The sequence below is a fragment of the Plantactinospora alkalitolerans genome, from assembly GCF_015690345.1.
GTDB lineage: Bacteria > Actinomycetota > Actinomycetes > Mycobacteriales > Micromonosporaceae > Plantactinospora > Plantactinospora alkalitolerans.
On sequence record NZ_JADPUN010000333.1, the window covers coordinates 1 to 9,567 of the forward strand.

Consider the following 9,567-nt stretch of genomic DNA (forward strand, 5'->3'; position numbering starts at 1 on the left):
GGCTACGGCGGGCCGGGCTGGGTGCGCGTACTGGGCCGGGTGTTGCTGACCCGGCTTCGTCGCCGTCCCCGCCGCCGGCCGGAGAAGCTGCGCGGTTGGCGTACGTTCGCGACGCTGCCGGTGCAGCACGCGCCGGTGGTGATCGAGGCGGGTGGCCGCCGGCACGAGGCCCGGGCCGACCGCAGCGGGTTCATCGACCTCGTCCTGGACACCGAACTGGCCCCGGGCTGGCAGAGCGTACGGCTGAGCAGTCCCGGTGCCGAACCGGTCGACGCGCCGGTCCGGATCGTCGATCCCGAGCTGCGGATCGGCGTGGTGTCGGACATCGACGACACGGTGATGGTCACCGCGCTGCCCCGTCCGCTGCTCGCGGCCTGGAACACCTTCGTGCTGGACGAGCACGCCCGGATGGCGGTGCCGGGGATGGCGGTGCTGTACGAACGCCTGGTCAACGCGCATCCCGGTGCGCCGGTGCTCTATCTGTCCACCGGTGCCTGGAACGTCGCGCCGACCCTGACCCGGTTCCTGTCCCGCCATCTCTATCCGGCCGGTCCGCTGCTGCTGACCAACTGGGGCCCGACGGCCGACCGCTGGTTCCGCAGTGGCCGGGACCACAAGCGGGCCACCCTGGAGCGGCTGGTCCGGGAGTTCCCGGAGATCCGGTGGTTGCTGATCGGCGACGACGGCCAGCACGACCAGGAGATCTACGCCGAGTTCGCCGCGGATCATCCGGACAACGTGGCCGCGGTGCTGATCCGCCGGCTCTCCCCGACCCAGGCGGTGCTGGCCGGCGGTTTTCCGGCCCCGGTCGAGACCGGCGACGCCGGTACGCCGGCCGCCGGCCTGCTCGGCGAGCGGTGGCTGTGCGCTCCCGACGGCGCCGGACTGTGGCGACTGCTCCGGGAGGCAAACCTGGTCTGAGCCGGTTCCCCGGTCGGGCAGCTTCCTCGCCCGCCGTCGTGGTGCGCAGGTCAGCTCGTCGGGCCCGACCCGTCCGTGCGGCGGCGTTCGAGGCGGCCTCTCGCGATCTCGGTGCCGAGCGCGTCCAGACGTTGGGTCCAGAATCCCCGGTACCGGTCCAGCCACCGGTCGATCTCGCGCAGCGGGGCCGGGTCCACCGCGTAGAGTCGCCGGGTGCCCACCGCCCGCACGGTGGTGAAGCCGTTCTCCCGCAGTACCCGCAGGTGCTGTGAGACCCCCGGTTGTGAGATCCCGAACTCCTCCTGGACCACCGCGCTCACCTCGCCCGCCGGGCGTTCACCGTCGGCGAGCAGTTCCAGGATCCGCCGCCGGACCGGGTCGCCGAGAACGTCGAACGCGTGCACGTACGCCATCCTTTCAGCGTTCACTTATATAAGTAAAGTCTAACCTGGCCCCGGCCGTGAGGTCGGCCCGGACGACCCTACCGGCCCGGACCGGCCGTGGATCACCACCGGTGTGCCACCGACCGCCCGGTACTGGTACAACAATCCGATGCGGCTCCGCCTGATCCAGATCGACGCCTTCGCCGACCGGGTTTTCCGGGGCAACCCGGCGGCGGTGATGCCCCTGCCGTCCTGGCTGCCCGATCCAGTCCTCCAGGACATCGCCGTGGAGAACAACCTGTCGGAGACCGCTTTCTACGTCGCCGACCTGCCGCCCGACGTCACTGCGACACCCGATGACGCCCCCGCGTACCACCTGCGCTGGTTCACCCCGGCGGTCGAGGTCGACCTGTGCGGGCACGCGACCCTCGCCACCGCCGGACATCTCTTCGAGGACGTGCACCCCGAAGCCGCACGGATCCACTTCTGGACCCGCAGCGGGTGGCTCGCGGTCCGTCGCACCGGTCGGGACGGTGAACTCGAACTCGACTTTCCCGCCGGGAACCTGCGGCCCGTTCCGGACTCCGACGACGTCTCCGCCGTCGCCGTGGCCGCCCTCGGCATCGAACCGGAGCTGCGGCTGCGGGACACCGATCTGGTGTACGTGCTCCGGGACGCCGAGGCGGTCCGGGCCGTGCTGCCGGACTTCACCGCGCTGGGCCGGCTGCCGGTGCGCGGCGTCCTGGTCACCGCGCCGGGCGACACCGACGGCGTGGACTTCGTCTCCCGCTTCTTCGGTGCCGACGCGGGCGCCTTCGAGGACCCGGTCACCGGCTCCGCGCACAGCCAGATCGCACCGTACTGGGCGGAGCGGCTCGGTCGGCCCCGACTGACCGCCCGGCAACTCTCCGCGCGGGGCGGCACGGTCGGCTGCGAGGTCGACGGCGACCGGGTACGCCTGCGCGGCACCTGGCGTCGCTACCTCGACGGCACCGCCACCATCCCCGAGCCCTCCCGGTAGCGCGAAAGCGGTTCAGCGGCCCGGAAGGACCTCCGACCCCGGGGACCCGGGCGACCGGCCGAGTCAGCGGGGTCAGCGGGTGTCAGCCGGGTCGGAGCCAGAGCACAGCGAGCGGCGGCACCCGGAGCACGGCCGAGGCGGGCAGCCCGTGCCACGGTTGCTCCTGCGCGTACACCGAGCCGAGGTTGCCGACGCCGGAGCCGCCGTAGCAGTCCGCGTCGGTGTTCAGCGTCTCGACCCAGGTACCGGCCAGCGGCAGTCCGATCCGGTAGCCCTCGTGCGGCAGCGCGGCGAAGTTCGCCACGCAGACCAGCGGCGAGGAGTCGGCGGCGACCCGGACGAACGCCAGGGTGTTGTTCGCCGAGTCGTCCGAGACGATCCAGCGGAAGCCGTCCGGAGTGGTGTCCTGGGACCAGAGCGCGGGGGAGTCCCGGTAGTTGTGGTTCAGGTCCCGCAGCAGCCGCTGGATTCCGGCCCGGCCGGGATCATCCAGCAGGGTCCAGTCCAGTCCACGGGTCTCGCTCCACTCCCGTTCGTCACCCAGCTCACAGCCCATGAAGAGAAGTTGCTTGCCCGGATGCGCCCACATGTACGCCAGCAGCGCCCGTACCCCGGCCCGTTTCCGCCACTCGTCGCCGGGCATCTTGCCGAGCAGCGACCCCTTGCCGTGCACGACCTCGTCGTGGCTGATCGGCAGGACGTAGTTCTCGCTCCAGGCGTACACCAGGGAGAAGGTCAGGTCGTTGTGGTGGTGCTGCCGGTAGATCGGGTCCTTGCCGACGTAGGTGAGGGTGTCGTGCATCCAGCCCATGTTCCACTTGAAGCCGAACCCCAGCCCGCCGCCGTCGGTGGCGCGGGTCACCCCGGGCCAGGCCGTCGACTCCTCGGCGATCATCAGTACGCCCGGATGCTCCCGGTAGACGGTCGCGTTCACCTCCTGGAGCAGCGCGATCGCCTCCAGGTTCTCCCGGCCGCCGTGCTGGTTCGGCAACCACTCGCCGGCCTCCCGGGAGTAGTCCAGGTAGAGCATCGAGGCGACCGCGTCCACCCGGAGACCGTCCACATGGAACTCGGCGAACCAGTAGAGCGCGTTCGCGACCAGGAAGTTCCGGACCTCCGGCCGGCCGTAGTCGAAGACGTACGTGCCCCAGTCGGGGTGCTCGCCGCGACGCGGGTCGGGATGCTCGTAGAGCGGGGTGCCGTCGAACCGGGCCAGCGCCCAGTCGTCCTTGGGGAAGTGCGCCGGCACCCAGTCCAGGATCACCCCGATCCCGGCGGCGTGCAGCCGGTCCACCAGGTACCGGAAGTCGTCCGGGTCGCCGAACCGGGCGGTCGGGGCGTAGTAGCCGGTCACCTGGTAGCCCCAGGAGCCGCCGAACGGGTGCTCCATCACCGGCAGCAGCTCCACGTGGGTGAACCCCAGGTCCCGTACGTACGCGGTGAGCTGGTCCGCGAGGTCGCGATAGGACAGACCCGGGCGCCAGGAGCCGAGATGCACCTCGTAGACGCTCATCGGCTCCTGGTGCGGCTGCCGGCGGCTCCGCGCGGACAACCAGTCGGCGTCGGACCACTCGTACCGGGACTCGTGCACCACCGACGCCGTGCTCGGCGGCACCTCCGTACGCCGGGCCATCGGGTCCGCCTTGTCCCGCCACTGTCCGTCCCGGGACAGGATCCGGTACTTGTAGCGGTGTCCGGGCGCCGCCTCGGGAACGACGATCTCCCAGACGCCGCTTCCGCCGAGCGAGCGCATCGGCCAGCCGTCGTGCGCACCCCAGCCGGTGAAGTCGCCGACCACCCGGACGCCCCGGGCGCCCGGCGCCCAGACCGCGAACGACACCCCGCCGCCGTTCCGGGGGCGGGCGCCGAGCGCCGCCCAGAGCCGCTCGTGCCGCCCCTCCGCGATCAGGTGCAGGTCGAGATCCCCGACGCTCGGCGGATACCGGTACGGGTCGTCGCGCAGTTCGCCGTCCACCGCCACCCGGTAGTCCAGCACCGTACCGGGAACGTCCGCCTCGAATATCCCCTCGTCGTGCACCCGCCGCATCGGATGGCGGTCCTCGCCGACCACCAGCTCGACCGTGCCGGCGCCCCGCCGCAGGGTACGGACGACCGTCCGGCCGCCGCCCGGATGCGCCCCGAGTACGGCGTGCGGGTCGTGCGCGGTGCCGGCGATCAGCTCGTCCATCGTGTACCTTCCGGTCCGGCCGGGATGTCGGTGCCGGGCGTACCGGCGGAGGAGCCGGCGGCCTGATCCGGGTCCGTGGCGTGTCGGTGCACCGTGAACACGTGGGCGGGCTGGAGGTGGGGATCGAGGCGGACCGTGTTGTGCTGCCCCCAGCCGTACCGGGCGCCGGTGAGTTCGTCGTGCACCGTGAACCGCTCGTGCCAGTCGAAGCCGAGCGCGGGCATGTCCAGCACGGTGTTGCCCCACTGGACCTCGCCCGGGTCGACGGAGCAGACGACCAGGACGGTGTTGCCGGTTTCCGCGTCCCGTTTGGACCAGCAGAGCATCGCCGGATTGTCGATGTCGTGGAAACGCAGGTTGCGCAGCCAGTGCAGGGCCGGGTTGGCCCGCCGGATCTCGTTGAGCCGGGCGATGAACGGGGCCAGCGACCGGCCCTGCGCCTCGGCCGCCGCCCAGTCCCGGGGCCGCAGCTCGAACTTCTCGTTGTCCAGGTACTCCTCGGCACCCGGCCGGGGCACGTGCTCGAAGAGTTCGTAGCCGGCGTAGATGCCCCAGGACGGCGAGAGCAGGCTGGCCAGCACCGCGCGGATCTTGAACATCGGCGGCCCGCCGTGCTGGAGGTGCTCGGGCAGGATGTCCGGGGTGTTCGGCCAGAAGTTGGGCCGCATGTAGTCGGCGGCGGCGACCAGCTCCGTGCAGTAGTCCCGCAGTTCGGCCGGGCCGGTCCGCCAGGTGAAGTAGGTGTACGACTGGGTGAAGCCGATTTTGCCCAGCCCGTGCATCACCGCCGGTCGGGTGAACGCCTCGGCCAGGAACAGCACGTCCGGATCGTGCCGCTTGACCTCCCAGATCAGCCAGTGCCAGAAGTCGAACGGCTTGGTGTGCGGGTTGTCCACCCGGAAGACCTTGACGCCCTGCCCGACCCAGTGCAGCACCACCCGCAGCACCTCGGCCCGGATTCCCGCCGGGTCGTTGTCGAAGTTGACCGGATAGATGTCCTGGTACTTCTTCGGCGGGTTCTCCGCGTACGCGATCGAGCCGTCCGCCCGGGTGGTGAACCACTCCGGATGCTCGCCGACCCACGGATGGTCCGGCGCCGCCTGCAACGCGAGATCCATCGCCACCTCCAGCCCGACCTCCCGGGCGGCGGCGACGAACCGCTGGAAGTCCTGCGCGGTACCGAGGTCGGGATGGATCGTGTCGTGCCCACCCTCGGCCGCCCCGATCGCCCACGGCGATCCGACATCATCCGGCTCGGCGACCAGGGTGTTGTTCCGGCCCTTCCGGTTGACCCGGCCGATCGGATGGATCGGCGGCAAGTAGAGCACGTCGAAGCCCATCGCGGCGACCCCGGGCAGCCGGTCCAGGGCGGTGCGGAAGGTTCCGGGCCGGGCCGGCTGACCGCCCTCGGCCAGCACCGCCCCCTCCGAGCGCGGAAAGAACTCGTACCAGGCGGAGAAGAGTGCCCGGGGCCGGTCGACCCAGAGCGTCAGCAGCGGCGCGCTGGTCAGCAGCGCTCGTACCGGATGGTCCCAGAGCAGATCGGCCAGCCCGAGCGCCGGCGCGACCCGCTCCGGCAGGTCCCGCTGCCCGTCCAGTAACGCGACGGCGGCGGCCCGGACCCGGTCCCGCGCCTGCGCCGGTACGTCCACCGCTGCGGTCTCCAGCAGCTCCGCACCCTCGACCAGGTCGTTGGCCAGCTCCGCCGCCCCCTGGCCGGCGTCGACCTTCTTCGTCACCGCATCCCGCCAGGTCAGGTACGGATCGTCGAACGCCTGCACGGTGAAGCTCCACTCGCCGACCGCGTCCGGTCGAATGCTCCCGTGCCACCGGTCGTCGAAGTCCGGCCCCGGCCGCATCCGAACCACCGGCCGCTGCACGCCGTCCGGCCCGCGCCAGGCGACCTGGCAGCCCATCGCGGCGTGCCCCTCGCGGTACGACCGCGCCGACACCGGAACCAGTTCGCCCACCACCGCCCTGGCGGCGTACCGACCGCAGCTCACGGAGGGCGTCACGTCTTCGATCGGGATCCGTCCGGTCACCCTGCCCAACCTACTGGGAATGATCGACGGCCGCGCGGCGGAGTCCGGACGGCGAAGAAGCAACGGCAGAAGAGAGCAGACGCGGGCCGGTCCGGATGCGGCGGCGGTCAGTGGGGCTGCCGAGGGAGGCCGGGGCTCGATCTCGACGTCCTCGTCGGGTACTCCGGTCACCTGGGCTGCCGGGGGACCCAGTCGAGGAAGCGTGCCGAGAGTCCGGCCGGATCGAGGTGGGGCAGATCGTGTCGAGCCCGGTGTAGCTGGGCCGACAGATACGTCAGCAGCCCGAGCGGGTCGCCTCGGTACGCGACCAGCAGTGACAGCCGGGCGGGCGAGCACGGCCAGGCCGCGCCGCAGGTCCGGCATCGGAAGGTGGGCCGCGTGGGCGTGTGCGGGCGGAATCGGGAGTGCGGGCGGGGGCTGGTCATCTCGGCGCTTCCGCCGGCCCGGGCGTGGTCGTCCCGCCTTCCCGCCGCGCCGGGCGACTCATACCCGTTCACCCCGTCGGCTGCGTGTGGTCTGGACGGGTGCCAGGTTGCCGGCCCGGTTGCGAACCTGCCCGCTCGTCGGGTTCCACGCCGCTCGCCGGTTCGTCGCGCGGGCCCGCGCCGGGGGCGGCGCCAGGTTCGGCGCGACCACCGGACGGGTGTCCGGAAGCCGGGACGGCAGTGGTTCTGGCCACCCTGGGCGGCGGAGGGTGCGCGGGCAGCGCCAGCGGCGCCCACACGCACAGAACAACCACAGGAAGTACCACGCGCGACGATGACCTATCCGCGGCCGGTGCTTTCTGATCATTAGGAATTTCTCCTTCCGTTGGATGCGGGGGCCGTCCCGTTTGCCGACCGTGACGGCCCCCGCTCGGTTCCGCCCTGCGGCATTGATTGAGAGCGGTTCCGCTTGTTCCACCCTGGACGGAAACGCCCTACGCTCGGAAGGCGAATCAACAGATCACGGGAGTCCGAAAACCCGCTGGGAATCGCGCTGCCGTATGGAAAAGGTGGGAACGCGTGGGAATCTCAACCCTGGAATTTCTATTACGCGAGTTGCGGCGTCGGCGAGTTGCGGCCGGTCTGACGCAGGCGGCGTTGGGCGAGCGGATCCACTTCTCGGACACGCACGTGAGTGCGGTCGAGACCGGGACCAAGCCGCTCAAGGGCGATTACGTAAAGGCGGTCGACGATGCGCTGGGTGCGGGCGGGGCGCTCGTCGAGATGTGGGAGGACCTGGTCCGGGACGGGTCGGCGCCGGTGTGGTTCCGGGACTGGCTGGAGATCGAGCGGCGGGCGGTCATGCTCCGCTGGTTCGAGACGACCTACGTACCGGGCCTGCTCCAGACCGAGGCGTACGCGCGGGCGACCCTCGCCGGGGAGCGGCTGACGCCGGCCGAGGTGGACCAGTTCGTCGCCGCCCGGCTGGAGCGGCAGTCCATCCTCACCCGGGAGCGTCCGCCACTGATCGCCGCCGTCATCGACGAGGCCGTGATCGTCCGGGGTGCCGAAGAGGCCCGGCCCATGATGGCCGAGCAGGTGGCGCGCATCGTCGGCTGCGCCCAGTTGCCCAACGTGCAGCTCCAGGTGGTGTCGACCGGCGTCGGGATGTACCCGGGGTACGGCGGCCCGTTCACCCTGGCGGAGCTTCCCGACAACCGGCGCGTCGGTCACGCGGACAACCAGCTCGCCGCGCGGATCGTCGACGGGCCCGACGACGTTGCTACCCTCGTTGGCAGGTGGGAGCGAATCAGAGGCTACGCGCTCCCGGTCGACCAGTCCCTAGAGCTGATCAAGAAGGTAGCGACCTCATGGAGCTGAGTGGCGCCACCTGGCGCAAGAGCATCCGGAGTGGAAACAACGGCGGCAATTGCGTGGAGGTGGCCGACAATCTGCCCGAGGTGGTCGGGGTGCGGGACAGCAAGGACCGGCAGGGCCCGGTACTGGCCTTCGCGCCAGCCGCGTGGCGTGCCTTCGTCCGCAACCTCACCACGCCCTAACGTCCCCCCAATCCGCTGCACACATCTCAAATCCATGATCCCGTAATGTCCGGCATGGCGGGGGCATGCCGAACTCTTCGCGATCATGTGAGGATCCGGCAGTTCGGTCCGCAGGGGTGCGGGTGGTGGGGCCAGCCGTTGCGGCGTAGCACGGTGGCGACCTGTGCGGCGGTGGCGCAAGGGTTCTCCGTAACGTCCGTCCAGCCGTACCGGAGGGTCGTCTCGCCCTCGGCCGCCGCCGCGTTGTCCCGGCGGGCGTCCCGCCACCGCCGGTCGGACGGATGTCCGGCTCGACCGTCCAACTCCACCCGGGTCCGGTAGGGGCGGTAGTCGACGTCGTCGTACCAGCGTCCGCCGCGCCGGGCTCGGGCGACCTGCCGAGCCCCGGTCGGCAGCCCGTGGGCCCGTTCGACGTCCCGCAGGTAGCGCAGTTCCAGCAGGGAGTGGCAGCCGTCCGCGACCTCGACGAGGGCCGCCCGCAACTCGGCCCGCCAGCGCAGCTTCGCCCGGCCGGCCATCGCCCTGGTGATCCGCTCTGCGGTGGTGAGCCGGCGGCCACCGGCCCGGGCCAGCCAGCCCAGCGCCTCGTCCAGGTTGTCGGCCTGTTGTGTCAGGTCGAGCACCGTCTCCTCGACCCGGGTCTGCGGGGGCAGCCGGGTCGGATGTCGGGCCCGTTCCGCGCCGGCCCGCAGATGTACGACGATGCCGCGCATCCGGCGTACCCGGCGCTCCCCGGGCACGGTGAGGTGGAGAACGGGTGCCCGCTGGTCGGCCAGCCCCTGTATCTCGGCCGCGGTGTGATGGCTGAGCATGGCACCGGGCCCGGCCCGGAGCAGTGCGGCCCACAGCACCGCCTCGCGGGGCGGCGACCCGCTGAAGGTGGCGAAGACCCGTCCGACCAGCACCTGCCAGCGGCCGCTGTGGATGCGGTGCTCGACCTGCGACTTGGTCAGCCCGCAGGCGTACGCCTGTTGCCGGGTGAGCACCCCGTGCTGCCGTCGGACAAGCTCCTCGAACACCCGGCACAC

General features: G+C 71.4%; 9 protein-coding genes. 4 read left to right on the forward strand and 5 right to left on the reverse strand.

What is annotated here, in order from left to right:
- On the forward strand, nucleotides 1-921 hold a 921-nt coding region (locus I0C86_RS35850), incomplete at its 5' end, for an App1 family protein (RefSeq protein ID WP_196205750.1).
- A gap of 50 nt (nucleotides 922-971) precedes the next feature.
- On the opposite strand, the gene I0C86_RS35855 is transcribed toward I0C86_RS35850, so the two are convergent.
- Nucleotides 972-1,325, reverse strand: coding sequence for an ArsR/SmtB family transcription factor (locus I0C86_RS35855; RefSeq protein WP_196205756.1), 354 nt, complete (start codon nucleotides 1,323-1,325; stop codon nucleotides 972-974).
- A gap of 148 nt (nucleotides 1,326-1,473) precedes the next feature.
- Here I0C86_RS35855 and I0C86_RS35860 point away from each other — a divergent pair, with 148 nt between their 5' ends.
- Nucleotides 1,474-2,325, forward strand: coding sequence for a PhzF family phenazine biosynthesis protein (locus I0C86_RS35860; protein WP_196205751.1), 852 nt, complete (start codon nucleotides 1,474-1,476; stop codon nucleotides 2,323-2,325).
- A gap of 82 nt (nucleotides 2,326-2,407) precedes the next feature.
- Here I0C86_RS35860 and glgB read toward each other — a convergent pair whose 3' ends face one another.
- The 3 genes from glgB to I0C86_RS35875 form a co-directional block, all read right to left on the reverse strand.
- Complete coding sequence (glgB, locus tag I0C86_RS35865; protein WP_196205752.1) at nucleotides 2,408-4,513, reverse strand: 1,4-alpha-glucan branching protein GlgB; 2,106 nt, start codon at nucleotides 4,511-4,513, stop codon at nucleotides 2,408-2,410.
- Nucleotides 4,501-6,555: an alpha-1,4-glucan--maltose-1-phosphate maltosyltransferase gene (locus tag I0C86_RS35870; protein ID WP_196205753.1), complete on the reverse strand. Its 2,055-nt coding sequence runs from the start codon at nucleotides 6,553-6,555 to the stop codon at nucleotides 4,501-4,503. Before I0C86_RS35870 ends, glgB begins: the two co-directional genes overlap by 13 nt.
- A gap of 167 nt (nucleotides 6,556-6,722) precedes the next feature.
- Nucleotides 6,723-7,052, reverse strand: a complete 330-nt coding sequence (locus I0C86_RS35875; protein WP_230395348.1) for a hypothetical protein — start codon at nucleotides 7,050-7,052, stop codon at nucleotides 6,723-6,725.
- A 507-nt stretch (nucleotides 7,053-7,559) separates the two neighbouring features.
- Between I0C86_RS35875 and I0C86_RS35880 the strand changes: the two genes are divergently transcribed.
- The gene (locus I0C86_RS35880) at nucleotides 7,560-8,360 is read left to right on the forward strand and encodes a helix-turn-helix domain-containing protein (protein WP_323374053.1); all 801 of its coding nucleotides are present in this window, start codon (nucleotides 7,560-7,562) and stop codon (nucleotides 8,358-8,360) included.
- Nucleotides 8,351-8,539 (forward strand): DUF397 domain-containing protein, encoded by a 189-nt coding sequence (locus tag I0C86_RS35885; RefSeq protein ID WP_196205754.1) that lies wholly within the window; start codon nucleotides 8,351-8,353, stop codon nucleotides 8,537-8,539. The genes I0C86_RS35880 and I0C86_RS35885 overlap by 10 nt, the downstream gene beginning before the upstream one ends.
- A gap of 83 nt (nucleotides 8,540-8,622) precedes the next feature.
- On the opposite strand, the gene I0C86_RS35890 is transcribed toward I0C86_RS35885, so the two are convergent.
- Nucleotides 8,623-9,567, reverse strand: a 945-nt coding sequence (locus I0C86_RS35890) for a hypothetical protein (protein ID WP_196205755.1), incomplete at its 5' end; no start/stop codon positions are given.

Coding starts and splice junctions, on each gene's coding strand:
- glgB (WP_196205752.1), bottom strand. CDS start 4,513: ATGGACGAGCTGATCGCCGGCACCGCGCACGACCCGCACGCCGTACTC.
- I0C86_RS35885 (WP_196205754.1), top strand. CDS start 8,351: ATGGAGCTGAGTGGCGCCACCTGGCGCAAGAGCATCCGGAGTGGAAAC.
- I0C86_RS35860 (WP_196205751.1), top strand. CDS start 1,474: ATGCGGCTCCGCCTGATCCAGATCGACGCCTTCGCCGACCGGGTTTTC.